The sequence below is a fragment of the Nonomuraea marmarensis genome (assembly GCF_043197025.1).
Lineage (GTDB): Bacteria > Actinomycetota > Actinomycetes > Streptosporangiales > Streptosporangiaceae > Nonomuraea > Nonomuraea marmarensis.
In genome coordinates this window covers 226,658-241,825 of record NZ_JBICRM010000003.1, presented here as the reverse complement: position 1 = coordinate 241,825, position 15,168 = coordinate 226,658, and the positions used below count along the sequence as shown (strand labels likewise).

General features: G+C 69.2%; 14 protein-coding genes and 1 pseudogene. 8 read left to right on the top strand and 7 right to left on the bottom strand.

The annotated features are described in order from the left end of the window. Positions 1–6: 6 nt before the first annotated feature. Together ACFLIM_RS06585 and ACFLIM_RS06580 are read right to left on the bottom strand one after the other, a co-directional pair. Positions 7–1,128 (bottom strand): glycosyltransferase, encoded by a 1,122-nt coding sequence (locus ACFLIM_RS06585; RefSeq protein ID WP_393162971.1) that lies wholly within the window; start codon positions 1,126–1,128, stop codon positions 7–9. Beyond that, a complete protein-coding gene (locus ACFLIM_RS06580; RefSeq protein WP_393162969.1) occupies positions 1,125–2,096 on the bottom strand; it encodes a glucosyl-3-phosphoglycerate synthase in 972 nt (323 codons plus the stop codon). Before ACFLIM_RS06580 ends, ACFLIM_RS06585 begins: the two co-directional genes overlap by 4 nt. Before the next feature lie 18 nt (positions 2,097–2,114). Here ACFLIM_RS06580 and ACFLIM_RS06575 point away from each other — a divergent pair, with 18 nt between their 5' ends. Continuing rightward, entirely contained in the window at positions 2,115–3,251 is a 1,137-nt protein-coding gene (locus ACFLIM_RS06575; RefSeq protein WP_393162967.1) for a Gfo/Idh/MocA family protein, read from the top strand. Then, the gene (locus tag ACFLIM_RS06570) at positions 3,248–4,354 is read left to right on the top strand and encodes a zinc-binding dehydrogenase (RefSeq protein WP_393162965.1); all 1,107 of its coding nucleotides are present in this window, start codon (positions 3,248–3,250) and stop codon (positions 4,352–4,354) included. Before ACFLIM_RS06575 ends, ACFLIM_RS06570 begins: the two co-directional genes overlap by 4 nt. Before the next feature lie 9 nt (positions 4,355–4,363). Here the strand turns inward: ACFLIM_RS06570 and ACFLIM_RS06565 are convergent. From ACFLIM_RS06565 to ACFLIM_RS06555, 3 genes and pseudogenes are all read right to left on the bottom strand, one after another. Continuing rightward, a pseudogene (locus tag ACFLIM_RS06565) lies at positions 4,364–5,542 on the bottom strand (MGH1-like glycoside hydrolase domain-containing protein); the annotation flags it as partial. Continuing rightward, positions 5,539–6,324, bottom strand: coding sequence for a sugar phosphate isomerase/epimerase family protein (locus tag ACFLIM_RS06560; RefSeq protein WP_393162963.1), 786 nt, complete (start codon positions 6,322–6,324; stop codon positions 5,539–5,541). The pseudogene ACFLIM_RS06565 and the gene ACFLIM_RS06560, both read right to left, overlap by 4 nt. 2 nt (positions 6,325–6,326) lie before the next feature. Further along, positions 6,327–7,355 carry a zinc-dependent alcohol dehydrogenase gene (locus ACFLIM_RS06555; protein WP_393162961.1) on the bottom strand — a complete coding sequence of 343 codons (1,029 nt, stop codon included), beginning with the start codon at positions 7,353–7,355 and terminating at the stop codon, positions 6,327–6,329. 389 nt (positions 7,356–7,744) lie between these two features. Between ACFLIM_RS06555 and ACFLIM_RS06550 the strand changes: the two genes are divergently transcribed. The 4 genes from ACFLIM_RS06550 (at position 7,745) to ACFLIM_RS06535 (ending at position 12,133) form a co-directional block, all read left to right on the top strand. After that, complete coding sequence (locus tag ACFLIM_RS06550) at positions 7,745–9,118, top strand: ABC transporter substrate-binding protein (protein ID WP_393162959.1); 1,374 nt, start codon at positions 7,745–7,747, stop codon at positions 9,116–9,118. Positions 9,119–9,230: 112 nt separating this feature from the next. Continuing rightward, complete coding sequence (locus ACFLIM_RS06545) at positions 9,231–10,139, top strand: carbohydrate ABC transporter permease (protein ID WP_393162957.1); 909 nt, start codon at positions 9,231–9,233, stop codon at positions 10,137–10,139. Beyond that, the gene (locus ACFLIM_RS06540; RefSeq protein ID WP_393162955.1) at positions 10,136–10,981 is read left to right on the top strand and encodes a carbohydrate ABC transporter permease; all 846 of its coding nucleotides are present in this window, start codon (positions 10,136–10,138) and stop codon (positions 10,979–10,981) included. Before ACFLIM_RS06545 ends, ACFLIM_RS06540 begins: the two co-directional genes overlap by 4 nt. 3 nt (positions 10,982–10,984) lie before the next feature. After that, complete coding sequence (locus ACFLIM_RS06535) at positions 10,985–12,133, top strand: ROK family transcriptional regulator (protein WP_393162953.1); 1,149 nt, start codon at positions 10,985–10,987, stop codon at positions 12,131–12,133. A gap of 6 nt (positions 12,134–12,139) precedes the next feature. Here ACFLIM_RS06535 and ACFLIM_RS06530 read toward each other — a convergent pair whose 3' ends face one another. Further along, positions 12,140–12,886, bottom strand: coding sequence for a helical backbone metal receptor (locus ACFLIM_RS06530; protein ID WP_393162951.1), 747 nt, complete (start codon positions 12,884–12,886; stop codon positions 12,140–12,142). A 99-nt stretch (positions 12,887–12,985) separates the two neighbouring features. Between ACFLIM_RS06530 and ACFLIM_RS06525 the strand changes: the two genes are divergently transcribed. Both ACFLIM_RS06525 and ACFLIM_RS06520 read left to right on the top strand, forming a co-directional pair. Continuing rightward, complete coding sequence (locus ACFLIM_RS06525) at positions 12,986–13,777, top strand: SAM-dependent methyltransferase (protein WP_393162949.1); 792 nt, start codon at positions 12,986–12,988, stop codon at positions 13,775–13,777. Between the two features lie 3 nt (positions 13,778–13,780). Further along, on the top strand, positions 13,781–14,692 hold the full coding sequence (locus ACFLIM_RS06520) for a TIGR03619 family F420-dependent LLM class oxidoreductase (RefSeq protein ID WP_393162947.1): 912 nt from the start codon (positions 13,781–13,783) through the stop codon (positions 14,690–14,692). Here the strand turns inward: ACFLIM_RS06520 and tpx are convergent. Continuing rightward, positions 14,662–15,162: a thiol peroxidase gene (gene tpx / locus ACFLIM_RS06515; protein ID WP_393162945.1), complete on the bottom strand. Its 501-nt coding sequence runs from the start codon at positions 15,160–15,162 to the stop codon at positions 14,662–14,664. The genes ACFLIM_RS06520 and tpx overlap by 31 nt on opposite strands. Between the last annotated feature and the right edge of the window lie 6 nt (positions 15,163–15,168).

Below are 15,168 nucleotides of genomic sequence, written 5' to 3'. Positions count from 1 at the left end.
CATGCGTTAGCGCGCGACCTGCTCATACAGCTCCAGATAGCGGTCGGCCATCACGGACGGTGAGAAGCGGCGGCGGGCCTCTCGACGGCACTCCTCCGGGTCCAGTTCGTGCACCCGCATCACCCACTCGGCCAGCTCCTCCTCGGTGTCGGCCAGGAAGCCCGTGCGGCCGTGGTCGATGATCTCCGGCAGGCAGCCGCGGCGCAGGCCCACCGGGGGCACGCCGAGTGCCAGCGCCTCCACGACGGCCGTGCCGCCGGGCTCGTCCCACTGGATCGGGAAGAGCGCGGCCCTGGCCGAGGCGTAGAGGTGGTCCCTGGCCCGGCCCCCGACCGCCCCGACCCACCTGACCAGATCCCCGTCGAGGTAGCGGGACACCTGGTCCAGGTAGTAGCGGACGTCCGGGTGACTGTGCAGCGGGTGGTACGGGTTCTGGGCCACGACGTCCAGCTCGGCGACGGTGTTCCGGCCGCTGACCGGGCCGGCCAGCACCAGCGGGAGCCCGAGCTTCTGGCAGATCCGGGCCGCCACGTGCTGGCCCTTGAGACCGCAGATCCGGCCCATGACCACCAGGTGCTGCGCCCGGTCCACCCGCAGGTCGCGGTCGGCGAGCGGGGTGGCCAGGTGGATGGCGCCGAGCGAGGCCGCGCGCAGGGCCTCGGGGGCGCGGGCGAGCTGCGACTCCGACACGCCGTTGACCGAGATCGACGGCGGGAACGCGCCGTAGAAGGCCGCGTGCTTGCGCAGGTCCCAGTGCAGGGTGTGCAGGACGGGCGGCCTCCAAGGCGCGGACACCGCCGACAACACTGCGGGCCCGACCACTTCCAGGTGGTCGTGGACCAGGTCGATGTCGTCACGGGAACGCAGCTCGGCCGCCACCCTGGCCTGGTGCGCGTGCGCGATGCCCATGACCTGGTTGTACGGCTTCTGCAACTCCGTGAACTGGCCGTCCGTGTAGGTGTTGATCAGCTCGTCCACCTCGAGCGTGCTCGTCCCGACGGAGGCCAGCACCACGATGACGCCGCGCTCCCGCAACGACGGCACGAGGGTGGCCACCACGTTCTCGATCCCGCCGTAGCCGGGAGGCGGGACCGAGAGCCACGGCCCCGCGTTCACCAGGACTTTCATGCCACATCCTCCTCAAGTACGAGGGAGGCGAGCGGAGGTCGCTCCGCCACGGCCACGTCCACCAGGTCGGCACCCTCGAGCCCGAACTGCAGCAGCGTGTGCGCCGGAGGCTCCGACGCCAGCACGCGGCCCTGGCGCTCCAGGCGGGACCAGGCGGTGAGCATGATCTGCCCGGCCATCCGGCCGAGCGCGGCGATGGGCTGGTGCGTGTGCGTGCGTTGCCCCAGGTCCACCTGAGCCATCGCGTCCAGCCCGACGAGTTGGAGCAGGTCGACGAGGAGCCCGAACTCCACGCCGTACTCGGTGACGAACGGCACCCGTTCGAGGACCTCGCGCCTGGCGGCGTACTCTCCGCCGAGCGGCTGGGAGAATCCGGCCAGTTCGGGCCAGAACATGTTGAGCAGCGGCCTGGCCACCAGTTCGGTCACCCGCCCACCGGCGCCACGCCGCACGACCCCGTCCGCGCCCGTGTAGGGCCGCTCGTAGGTGGCCTTGACGAACTGGGTGTCGCGGTCCACCAGCAGCGGCCCCACTAGGCCCGACACGAAGTGCGCGCCGAAGTTGCGCAGGTCGGCGTCCACGAAGACGACGAGGTCGCCGCCGGAGGCGGCCAGCCCCTTCCACAGCGCCTCGCCCTTGCCCGTCAGCGCCGGCAGGTGCGGGAGCACCTCATCCTGCGCCACCACGCGTGCGCCCGCCGCACGCGCCCGTTCGGCGGTGGCGTCGGTGGAGTTGGAGTCGACGACGACGATCTCGTCCACGAGAGGGACCCGTTCGACGAGGTCTCGGCGGATCACGGTGACGATGTCGCCCACTGTGCGCTCTTCGTCACGGGCGGGCAGGACGACGCTTACCGTGGTGTTTCCCTTGGCCAGCATTAAGGCGTCGACCGGCCACTCGGCTGCTGTGCTCGAGTGCGGACCGTACCACTCCTGGACCCTGGCCAAGGCTCGCAGATCTGTCTCCATGCAGTCAGCCCCGATCTCATGAGGTCACGGCTTCTGCCCGATCTATACGCGTCTGAACATGTTTGTTTGCCAGCGACTAGATGTGGCATATGCCGGATTATGTCCCCACTGACCCGTATCGGAATCATAGGTGCCGGAAATGTCGCCGCTCGCCATGCGGACGTCCTGTCTGGTTTCCCCGATGTGACCATCGCTGGAATCGCCGACACCGATCTGCACAAAGCCGAGGCTCTGGCCTCGAAGCATGGCACCCCCGCTTATGGCGGCCATGCGGACCTGCTCGATGCCGGCGGTTTGGATGCCGTCTACGTCTGTGTGCCTCCTTTCGCGCACGGTAACCCGGAACGCGATGTTCTGTCGTGCAATCTCCCGATTTTTGTGGAAAAACCCCTTTCACTAGACCTCCAAACGGCAGAAATGATCGCGTCCGAAATCGAGCGGAGCTCTTTGCCATCCGCCGTCGGCCATCACTGGCGTTACCTGGACATCGCCGCGCGGGCGCGTGACCTGCTCGAAGACCGTCCGGTACGCCTCGCGCTCGGCCACTGGCTGGACAAGGTGCCCCCGGTCCCCTGGTGGCTGGACCGCAGCCGGTCGGGCGGCCAGATCGTCGAGCAGGCGGTCCACGTGCTGGATCTGGCGAGACTCCTGGTGGGCGAGGTGCAGATGGTGCACGCCGTACCAGAGGAGAACACCGTGGACGGCGAGGTGGACCGGGCCACGGCGGCGGTGTTGCGGTTCGCGGGCGGTGCGGCCGGGCTGCTGGCCACTTCCTGCCTGCTCACGTACAAGCACCGGGTGGGCCTGGAGGTCTGCGCCGAGGGCATCGCGCTGGAGCTCAGCGAGACCCGGCTGCTGGTCGACGGCGAACGGGTGATCGAGGACGACGGCCAGGCGAAGACGCGGGTGGATCGGGAGTTCGTCAACGCCGTGCAGGGCAAGGACGCCGACGTGCGGGTGCCGTACCGTGAGGCTCTGCGGACCCACCGCCTGGCGCTGGCGCTCGCGCGGTCCGCGTCCGAGGGGAGGCCGGTGATGCTGGATGCCGGTGAGGGAGCGCCGTCGCCTGGAGGAGCGGCGGGAGCGCAGCGACCAGAGCGGGGGAAGGCGACGGCATCCGGGCGACCGAACCCGCCTCACGGAGTGAGGCCGTGAACACAGAAATACTGAGCATTGAGGCGCCCGGGCAGGTGGCGCTGGTCGAGGAGAAGCTGCCCGACATGCCTGAGGGCGGGTTCATGGTGGCGACCACGCACAGCGGCGTCTCGGCCGGCACCGAGCTGACCTACGTCAAGGGCACCAACCCCTACCTGACCTCGACCTGGGACCCGGCGCTCGGGCTGTTCACGGAGGGCGCGCCCTCGGTGGCCTATCCGGTGCGCGGCATCGGCTACATGCAGGTCGGCCTGGTGATCGACACCCGTACGCGGGCGGTGTCCGAAGGGGCGCTGGTCGCGATGGCGTACGGGCACCGCACCGCGTACGTGGCGGACCCGATGACCGACAGGTTCGTGGAGCTGCCCGACGACCTCGACCCGGTGCTCGGCGTCTACGTGGCCCACATGGGCCCGATCTGCGCCAACGGCCTCCTGCACGCGGCACACGACCTGCACGGACCCGCCGTGCGGCACCTGGGGGACGGCGTGCGCGGCCGGCGGGTCGTGGTGGTGGGCGCGGGCGTGGTCGGGCTGCTGACGGCCTGCTTCGCCATCTCGGCCGGAGCCGCCGAGGTCGTGGTCGTGGACGAGACCCCGGCCAGGCTCGCGGTCGCCGAGCGGCTCGGCGCGAACGTCCTGACCTCCGACGACGACCCGGCGGTGGACCTGAAGCGCCGCTGGCGGCACGGCCCCAACGACCGCGGCGCGGACGTGGTCTTCCAGTGCCGCGGCCAGCCCAGGGCGCTGGCGCTCGCGCTGCGGCTGCTGCGCCCCCAGGGCACCCTGGTGGACCTCGCCTTCTACACGCAGGGCGCGCAGGAGGTGCGGCTCGGCGAGGAGTTCCACCACAACGGGCTGACGCTGCGCTGCGCCCAGATAGGCCGGGTGCCGCGCGGCCTGGCGCACGCCTGGGACCGGGAACGCCTCTCGCACGAGACGATCACCCTGCTCAGGCAGCGCGGCAGGCTGCTACGCGAGCACGTGATCACTGACGTCGTCGGGTTTGCCGAGGCTCCCGAATTTCTCGCCGATCTCGCGGCCAGACGGCGGCAGACCATCCAGGCCGTGCTCTGCGACCACGTCGAGGATGAGGGCGGCTGACCAGCTGAAGTCCCGGCAACCGTGACCGCGCAGCGTGAACGGGTCGAAGTATTCGCGGTACCCGGCGTGGGAGACGGCGTTGATCATCCCGGCGGCCAGCGGCTCCGCCAGGTCGGGGCGGCGGTCCTTGAGGCCCTGCCAGACGAGCCAGGTGAGGTTGAGCCAGCTCGGGCCGCGCCAGTAGCGGGCCGGGTCGAACTCGGGCGCGACCGGGGAGAAACTGGGCAGCATCCCGTCCTTGAGCGCGAACCGGTCGAGTGCGGTCCCGATCAGCGCGTTGACGATCTCGCGCGGCAGCCCCGGCAGCAGCAGCGGGGTCAGCCCGGCGGCGCTGTTGGAGCGGATCAGGCAGCCGGTGAGCACGTCGCGGGGCTGGAAGAGGCCGTCGTCGTAGAGGTGCCCGACCATGGCGTCGGTGATCGCGGCCGCCTCGCGCTCGTGTGGCTCGGGGTCGAGGCCGCACACGTCCGCGATCTTGGCCAGGCTCGACTCGGCCACCCCGTACGCGGCGTTGAACAGCGGATCCTCGACCTGGAACTCTCCTGCCCTGCGGTAACCGGAGTCGCGGTAGGCGCGGGCGAGCGCGACGTACCGCTCGTAGTCGCGGTCGGTGGGCCGCTCGTCGGCGCTGACGTCGTTGAGATCCCTGCGCACGAAGCCGGACCGACCCGGCCGCACCGCCTTGAGCGGCAGGTCCCAGGCCGGGCTGTTGTCCATGCCCGACTCCCAGGGGTGCACGATCGAGATCAGGCCCTCGGGCGAGCGCCGGGCCGCGCGCAGGAACGCCTGCTGCGCCACGAGCCGGGGGTAGATCCGGCGCAGGAACGCCGGATCGGGCTCGGCCAGGTGCGTCTTCCACGCGGCCAGCGCGTGCACGGGCGGCTGGATGATGCCGGAGGTCGCGCAGCCGGAGGGGGCGCGGGACTCCCAGAACTCGGGGCCGGGGAAATAGGCGCCCTCGGGCACCTTCGGGTTGAACACGATGTGCGGCACCCTGCCGTCGCGCCACTGCGCGCCGAACAGGGAGAGCAGCTCCGACCTGGCCCTTCGCGGCGACCAGCGGGCGTTGCCGATCGCGGTGAAGGCGGAGTCCCAGCTCCATTGATGCGGGTAGAGACGACGGGAGGGAACCGTGTAACTGCCATCCCAGTTAGACACTAGGACGCGCACGGCGTCGCGAAGGATCATATAAATTTCCTGATGAAGGCTGCTGTTTGGGGAAGGACGAGCTCGGGCTCGCCACGAAGCCGGCATTCCAGGGCGAGATAGCCGTCGTAGCCGACAGAGTCGAGGGTGGCCAGCTGCGCGGCCCAGTCGAGGTGACCGGTGCCCGGCTGGTTTCTGTTGGACTCGCTGATCTGCATGTGCGCGAGGTAGGGGGCTGCCTCGGCCAGGGAACGGCAGGGGTCGTCCTCCTCGATGTTCATGTGGTAGGTGTCGCCGACGACCCTGATCGAGTCCATGGAGCAGTAGGAGACGGCCTCGGCCAGGGTGTTGACCATGTGGTTCTCGTAGCGGTTGAGCGGCTCCAGCATGATCAGCACGCCGTTGCGCTGCGCGTGCTCGCCGAGGATGCCCAGCGCCTCGGCCAGCACCTCGCGGTCCTCCTCGGGGCTGCGCGGCGGCTCGAACGGCGGCAAGCGCCGCGAGAACTGCCCCCAGGAGGCGGGGGTCATGACGCCGAGGCCGCCCAGCTCGCCGATCACCGTGAGCTGGGACCTGAGCTGCTGGATGGCGTCCTTGCGCTTGGCCGGGTCGAAGTCGCCGATGAAGTGCGGCATGTCCACGCACACCGTCGGCATCACCACGCCGTCGGCCAGCGCGCGCTTGAGCTCGGTCAGGCGGCCCGCGAAGTGGAAATCGCCCTTGCCGCGCAGCTCGATGGCGTCGAACCCGGATTCGACCGCGAACGCGTACTTCTCCTGCAGCGTGCGGCCGGGCAGAAGCTGCTCCTGTACGGCGAGCTTCACTGTTACTCCTCGAATTGGAAGACGAGCTGGAGCACCTCTGACTGGTGCTTGTCGAGCAGGTCGAAGGCCTCGGCGGCCCGCTCGATGGGCATGACGTGGCTGATGAGCGCGCCGGCCTCGACCTGGCCTTCATGTACGAGCGCCATGAACGTGCGCTGCAGGCGTTCGACGTCCCACCGGTGCGCCAGCCAGGAGGCGACGCCGCCGATCTGGGAGGAGACGAGCTGGACCTGGTTGTGGTGGAACTCCTCGCCCAGCCGCAACCCGATGCCGTCGCCCTGGTAGAACCCGGCGGCCACGACCCTGCCGCCCGTGCGGACGGTCCTGATCGCCTCGTGCAGCCCGAGATGGCTGCCGCTCAGCTCGATGACCGTGTCGGCGCCCTCGTCGCGCTTGCGCATGAACTCGGCCACCGACCCCGAGCGCACGTCGAATACCTCGGCCGCGCCGAACCTCCTGGCCAGCTCCAGCCGGTCGGGGATGGCGTCGGCCGCGACCACCCGGCCGCCGCTCAGCACGGCCAGGCGGGTGGCGAGCAGCCCGATGACGCCCTGGCCGAAGATCGCCACCTGGTCGCCGAGGTGCACGTCGGAGGCGTGCACGGCGTTGAGCGCGATGGCACCCACCCGGGCGAAGACGCCGGTCAGCGGGTCTGCACCGGGCGGCAGCACGTGGCCGACCAGCTTGCCGGCCGGGACGACGGCCTCGGCGCGGTGGCCCCAGATGCCCCACACGAGGCTGCCGACGGGAGGATCGGCGACGTCGGGCGCCGCCTCCACCACCTCGCCGACCTCCTGGTAGCCCCAGCCGGTCAGCGGGTAGGCGTGCGTCTGCCCGTCGACGAAGAGCCGGCGTTCGATGTCCCACTTGCGCCTGAGATATGGATTGCTGCCGCGATAGGCGGTGAGTTCGGTGCCCGCGGACACGCCGGAGTAGATCGTACGGACTCGTACGGAACCCGGCGCGAGGGCGGCAGGTGACTCCACGCTGACGCGGACATGACCTGGCTCTTCAAAGCTGATGACGCGCATTCCCCACACTTACGCTTAATGATCAAACAAAAGGCAAAGATTTAGTGCTTCTTTGCATACGATAGTTGCGCTCGTAACACTCTTAAGTCTACGACTTCCGCTGGATGTGGCCGATGTTAATTGGTGTTTCCGCCAGCGTGTCTTCCGGAAAGCGACCTTACCGACAATGTCGGCCCGCCCGCACACCTGGGCTTTTGAGGGCGTGCGGTGACCCTACGGCGGTCGTAAAATGACCTAAATCACACCAAAGTAGATCTTTTACGGCAAAGATCCTTTTTGCGAATGGGCAGCACGGGGAGGGTACAGACCGGTCTCGTTACGCCTACCGCACGTTGCCGGGATCCCGGCGCGGGTAAGGGGCGGCATATCCCCAATCAGAGGAGCGTGCCATGCCGAAGAAGGTAACCGCCGTCCTCTCCGCCGCACTGCTGGCCGCCGCCTCGCTGGCGGCGTGCGGTGACGGCGGTGGCGAGCAGTCGTCCGCGAGCAACCAGATCACGGTCTGGACCGAAGAGAACATCAGTGACCGGATGGCCGTGCAGAACCAGATCGTCGCCGAGTTCACCAAGAAGACCGGGATCCAGGTGAAGCTGGTCGGCATGGCCGAGGACCAGTTCAGCCAGGCCATCACGGCCGCCGCCGCGGCCGACGACCTGCCCGACGTGGTCGGGGCGCTGCCGCTGGCGGCGGTGCGCGAGATGGAGACCAACGACCTGCTCGACACCGAGACGCCCGGCAAGGTCGTCGACCAGCTCGGCAGGGACTCGTTCTCGCCGCGCGCCCTGGAGCTCGACAGCTCGGGAGGCAAGCTGCTCGCGGTGCCCAGCGACGGGTGGGCGCAGCTGATCCTCTACCGCAAGGACCTGTTCGAGAAGGCCGGGCTGCGGCCGCCCGACACGTACGAGAGCCTGGAGGCGGCGGCGGCCAAGCTCAACACGGGCGGGGTCGCGGGCATCACGCTGGCCATCGCGCCGAAAGACTCGTTCACCGCGCAGAGCTTCGAGCACGTCGCGCAGGCGAACGGGTGCCAGCTCGTCGACAATTCCGGAAATGTCACCCTTGACTCGCCGCAGTGTGCGAAGGCGTTCGAGTTCTACGCGAAGCTGGCGAAGGACTACTCCGTCAAGGGCAAGCAGGACGTCGACTCCACCAGGGCCACCTACTTCTCCGGCAAGGCGGCCATGATGATCTGGTCGTCGTTCATCCTGGACGAGATGGCGGGGCTGCGTAAGGACGCGCTGCCGAGCTGCCAGGAGTGCCGCGGCGACCCCGAGTGGCTGGCCAAGAACACCGGCGTGGTCACCGCGCTGAAGGGGCCCGACGGGAGCGCGCCCGCGCAGTACGGCGAGATCGTCTCGTGGGCGATCACCCGTGACGCCGCCAAGGACCCGGCCGCCAAGTTCGTCTCCTACATGATGAACGAGGGCTACGAGCGCTGGATCGGCATGGCGCCCGAGGGCAAGTTCCCGACCCGTAAGGGCTTCGAGGACAAGTGGAACAAGCTGCCCGCCGGGGTCGACACCAAGAAGGCGCTGGCCGACATCTACCCGGCCGACGTGCTCGACGCCCTGCGCAAGAGCCCGGACACGTTCGCCCGCTGGGGCATCCCGCAGGGGCAGGGCAAGCTGGTCGGCGCCACGATGGGCGAGCTGCCCGTGCCCAAGGCGCTGAGCGAGGTCGTCGACGGGTCGCTGACCCCGCAGGCCGCCGCCGCCCAGGCCAAGGCCGACGTGGAGACGATCAAGCGCGGGATCCGCCAGTGAGCTCACGAGGGAGCGCCGCCGCCTGGACTGAGGAGCGACGGGAGCGAAGCGACCAGAGCGACGAGGGAAGGCGGCGGATCCCAGCGACCGAGCCGCCTCACGGAGTGAGGCCATGAGAGCGCGCACGCTGCGGGAGCAGGAGGGGCGTGCCGGGCTCGCGCTCATCTCGCCGACGCTGATCATCACGCTGGTCGTGGTGGTGCTGCCGCTGCTGTGGGCGATCATGCTGGCTTTCCAGGACTCGCGCCTGATCAACATCCGGCGGGTGGGGGTCTTCGGCCACTACACGCTGGAGAACTTCTCGTACGTGGTCTCCGAGCCCGGCTTCTGGTCCGCCCTGGTCAACACGCTCGTTTACACCGTCGCGGGGACGGCGTTGTCGATCGCGATCGGGCTGGTCACGGCGCTGGCGTTGCGGGACAAGTTCAAGGGCCGGACCCTGGTGCGGGCCTCGATCCTGATCCCGTACGTGGCGCCGGTCGTGGCCGTGACGTTCCTGTGGGAGACGATGCTCAACCCCCAGTACGGCATCGTGAACTCCTGGCTCAGCGAGCCGATCGCGTTCCTCACCCAGGCCAGGGGCGAGTTCCTGGGCCTTCAGGTGCCGGTGGCGCTGCTGACGGTGATCGCGTTCGAGGCGTGGCGGTATTTCCCGTTCGCGTTCCTGTTCATCCTGGCCAGGCTGCAGGCGCTGCCCGCGGAGCTGGACGAGGCCGCGGTGGTGGACGGGGCCACGCCGACCCAGCGGTTCCGGTTCGTGATCATGCCGCAGCTCTGGCGGATCATCGCGTTGTTGTCGGTGCTGCGGTTCGTGTTCACCTTCACCAAGTTCGACGACGTCTACCTGCTGACCGGCGGCGGGGCCGGGACCGAGGTGGTCAGCGTGCGGGTCTACAACTTCCTGACCGCCCGCGACGACATCGGCGCGTCGGCCGCCCAGGCGATCGTGCTGGCGATCTTCCTGGTCGTGTTCCTGGCCATCTACCTGCGGTTCTTCGCCGGGGGTGAACGCGACCAATGAGCAGAGATAGGTTCGAGCGCGGGCTTTTCAAGGTGCTCAAGCCCCTGGTGATCGCGTTCCTGTTCCTGATCACCGCGTTCCCGTTCCTCTACATGGTGATGTTGTCGGTACGCGACATCCAGGAGCTCATCCTGGAGCCGGGCTCGCTCTGGCCGCGCAGCTTCACTCTGGACACCTACGTGGACGTGCTGACCAGGCAGGGCTTCCTGATCTTCCTCAAGAACAGCGCGATCGTCGCGGTCGCCTCGGTGGCGTTCACGCTGCTGATCTCGATCCCGGGCGCCTACGCGGTCGCGCGGCTGCGGTTCTTCGGGCGGCGGCAGGTGCACTTCCTGTTCCTGGCCGTCTACCTGTTTCCGGCGATCGTGCTGGCCATCCCGCTGTTCGTGTTGTTCACGATGCTCGGGCTGCGGGGGTCCCTGATCGGGCTGATCCTCGTGTATATCGCGCAAACGGTGCCCGTCACGGTATACATGCTGCGCAACTACTTCGAGACCGTGCCGCAGAGTGTCGAGGAAGCGGCCGCGATCGACGGGTGCACGAGACTGTCGACCATCTGGCGCGTGGTGCTGCCGCTGTCCAAGCCCGCGCTGATGGCCACCGGCCTCTACGCGTTCATGATCGCCTGGAACGAGTTCCTGTTCGCCCTGCTCTTCCTGGTGGAGAAGCGGGAGAGCTGGACCGTCTCCCTGGGGCTCTCTCAGCTGGCGGGCAGCATAGAGATCCCGACGACGGTCCTGATGGCAGGATCGGTGGTGCTGACGCTGCCCATCGTGATCGTCTTCTTCGCCAGCGAGCGACTGCTGACGGAGGGCCTCACGGCTGGAGCAGAGAAGGGATAGAGCATGCTGACGGCAGGGCAGATCCTCCAGCTGATCCGCAATGGCTCCTGCCGCACGCGCAAAGAACTGATCGAGTACACCGGCCTGTCCCGGTCGACGATCACCGACCGGGTCGACCGGCTCATCGACGCCGGCTACATCCACGAGTCCGGCGTCGGCACCTCCGGGGGCGGGCGACCGCCCTCGGTGCTCGAGGTGGACGCCACCAAGCGCCTCATGCTGGTGGCCGACCTGGGCGCCACCCACGCCAGGGTGGCGCTGACCGACCTGGCGGCCCGTCCGATGGCCGAGGAAAGCACCGAGATGCGCATCGAGCTCGGCCCCGAGGCTGTGTTGTCGTGGGTGCGACAGGCGTTCCAGCGCATGCTGGACAGGACCGGGCGGCCGGCGAGCGAGGTGTGCGGGATCGGCCTGGACCTGCCCGGCTCGGTGGACCACACCACGGGGCGGGTCATCCGGTCGTTCCTGATGCCCGGCTGGGACGACCATCCGGTGGGCGATGCGATCGGCGAGACGTACGACGTGCCCATCCTGGTCGAGAATGACGCCAACGCGATGGCGCTGGGCGAGTGGTGGTCGTTCTGGCGGCACACGGACTCGCTGATCCTGATCAAGGTATCGACCGGGATAGGCACCGGGATCGTACTCGATGGGTCGATTTATCGGGGCGTCGAGGAGGCCGCCGGAAATATCGGGCATGTGCGCATTCGGGAGACCGACGATCGGGTCTGCACCTGCGGCTCGCGCGGCTGCGTGGCCTCGCTGGCCAGCGGCCACGCGGTGGCCGGCGACCTGGGCCAGGAGCTCAGCCGCGACGTGGTCCGCCTGGTGCAGGCGGGCGATCCCGAGGCCATCGCGGTCACCCAGGAGGCGGGGCGCACGCTGGGCATCGTGCTGGCCACGGCGGTCAGCCTGCTCAACCCCGGCGTGCTGGTGCTGGCCGGGGACATGGCGGAGACCAGGGAGCACTACCTGACGGGCATCAGGGAGATCGTCTATCGCCGCAGCCTGCCGTACACGACCCGCAACCTGGAGATCGTCACCACCTCGCTGGGCGACCGGGCGGGGATCGTGGGGATGGCTGTGATCGTCATGGAGCACGTGCTCTCCCCGAGCGCCGTGGACGCCGCCCTGGCCACCGCGGTTCCGTGACCACCCTCAGCCGAGTGCGCGGCGCAGCAGGGCGGGCGCGTCCACGAGCGAGGGGCCGTACCACGTGAGCAGGCGCCCGCTGACCAGCGCGCAGTCGAGCCCGGGGAAGGCTTCCGGGCCGTCGGTCTCCGTGAAGGCGTAGGGCTCGTCCGGCAGGACCACGAGCTCGGGCCGCCGCTCCACCAGCTCCGCCAGGGGGATCTTGGGGTAACGCTCCGTGTGGCCCGCGTACAGGTTGTCCACGCCGAGGCGCCTGAGCACGTCCCCGGTGAAGGTGTCACGGCCGACCACCATCCACGGGCGGCGCCAGATCGGGACGATCGCCGTCCTCCTCGGACCCTGCCCGGGCGCGCGCCACGCCTCCTCCGCCGCGTCCAGCCACCCGGGACGGCCGGTACGGCACGCGTACGCGAACATGCGATCCAGCGAGGCGAAAGCCTGCTCCAGGGTCTCGATCCTCGTGACCCACACCGGGATGCCCGCCTGGCGCAGGGCCTCGATGTCGGGCGGGCGGTTCTCCTCGGCGTTGGCCAGGACGACGTCGGGCCTGAGCTGGATGATCGCGTCGAGGTCAGGGTTCTTGGTGCCCCTGACCCTGGCCACGTCGAGGCCGGCCGGATGCGAGCACCAGTCGGTCGCCCCCACCAGAGCCTCCGGAACCGTCGCCGCCACCGACTCGGTCAGCGACGGCACCAGGGACACGATCCGCCGCACGGTCCCGGGAATCTTTACCACCGCACCGGTGTCGTCCACAACAGCAGCCTAGAACTATGCGTGATGCTGACAGATTGTCGGTATACATCCGTAGGATCCAGGTCAAAGATCGTTAAGTCTTGATCGGGGGATTGACGGTTGGAGCGAGAGTTCGATCCGAACACGCCCAGTGTGGCCCGGCTCTACGACTACTACCTCGGCGGCAAGGACCACTTCCCGGCCGATCGAGAGGCTGCGGAGAAGATTCTCGAGGTGGCTCCCGAGTTGCGCGCGGCGGCCCGGGCGAACCGGGCGTTCCTGGGGCGGGCGGTGCGCTTCCTGGCCAAGGCCGGCATCACGCAGTTCCTCGACATCGGCACGGGGCTGCCGACCCAGGGCAACGTGCACGAGGTGGCCGGGAAGGTGGCCCCGGGAGCACAGGTGGTCTATGTCGACCGGGATCCCGTGGTGCTGGTGCACGCCAGGGCGCTGCTGGCCGGCCAGGGCGACACGACGGTGGTCGAGGGGGACCTCCGCGAGCCCGACGCGATCCTGAAAAATCCGGAGGTGACGCGGACGATCGACTTCAGCCGCCCGGTGGGTGTGCTATTGGTGGCGATCATGCACTTCATCGCCGAGTCCGATCGCCCTCAGGAGATCATCGCGAGCCTGCGCGAGGTCATGGCCCCCGGCAGCTACCTGGTCATGTCCCACGGCACCAGCGACGCCCGCGCCGCCGCCGTGTCCAAGGGCACCGAGGTCTACCAGAGCGCCAGCGCCCGTCTCACCCTCCGGAGCCGGGACCGGGTCCTGGAGTTGTTCGAGGGGTTCGAGCTGGTCGACCCCGGCCTCGTCTGGTTGCCGGAGTGGCGTCCCGACCAGGCCGACATCGACTTCATCGACAGCCCCGAGTCGTCGCTCATCCTGTGCGGCGTGGGCAGGAAGAGCTGAGGCATGGACATCGGGCTGGCCGTACCGCAATGTGGCAGGTTCGCCGCGCTGCCCAGCGTGTTGCGGGTGGCGCGGGAGGCCGAGGCGATGGGGTTCGCCGACCTGTGGGCGGGCGACCGGCTGATGACGCCGCTGCGGCCCAAGGACCGTTATCCGGCCGGCGACGGCCGGATCCCGGAGGCGCATCGGGTGTTCCTGGACCCGTTCGCGGTGTTGTCGGTCGCCGCCTCGGTGACCTCCGTCGTACGGCTGGGCACCAGCGCGCTCAACGCCTGCTGGTATCCGCCGCCCGTGCTGGCCCGCTCGCTCACCACGATCGACCACCTCAGCGGCGGGCGGCTGGTCGCGGGCCTCGGGCTCGGCTGGTCGTCCGACGAGTACGCCGCCACCGGCGTGCCCTGGCAGGACCGGGCGAAACGCTACGACGCCACCCTGGACGCACTGGAGGCGATCTGGACCACTGACCCGGTGGCGTTCGAGCACGAGTTGTGGACGATCGCCCCGAGCCACATCGAGCCCAAGCCGGTCCGGCGGCCGCCGCTCTATCTGGCCGGGTTCGCCGAGTCCGCGCTGCGCCGCATCGGCCGCCGGGCCGACGGCTGGCTGACGGCCGCGCTGCCGATCCCGGTGCTCACCTCGATGTGGCAGACGGTGTGCCAGAGCGCCGAGCAGGCAGGGCGCGACCCCGGCGCGCTGCGCATGGTGTTGCGCGCCAACCCCGTCGTGACCGATCAGGGCACCCCGCCCAGGAGCGGCACGGTCGCCCAGATCTCGGCCTATCTGTCCACCGCGGCGGAGGCCGGGGTCCACGAGGTCATCCTGGACCTCCAGCACACCGCCACGAGCGACCAGCACCTATTGGAGCTGGCCGGAGCGTTCAAGGACTACTTGAGCACGGTCAGCGCGCCGTCGTAGTCGGGCTCCTGCGAGATCTCCGGCACCAGCTGGGAGTAGACCACCTTGTTGTCGCCGTCGAGCACGACCACCGCGCGTGCGGCCAGCCCGGCGAGCGGCCCTGACTCCTGCGCCACGCCGTAGTCGGCCAGGAACTCGCGGCCCCGCATGACCGAGAGCATGGTCACGTTGTCGAGCCCCTCGGCGCCGCAGAACCGCTTCTGCGCGAAGGGCAGGTCGGCGGAGACGCAGAGCACGACCACACCGGGGTGCTCGGCGGCCACCTGGTTGAAGCGGCGCACCGAGGCCGCGCAGGTGCCGGTGTCGACGCTCGGGAAGATGTTGAGCACCTTGGTCGCGTGGTCGAAGTCGTCCAGCGAGCGCTCCTTGAGGTCCGTGCCCACCAGGCGGAACACGGGCGCGGTGTCCCCGGGCTGCGGGAAGGTGCCGCCCACGGTGACGGGGTTGCCCCTGAGAGTGACGTCGGACATGAAGGC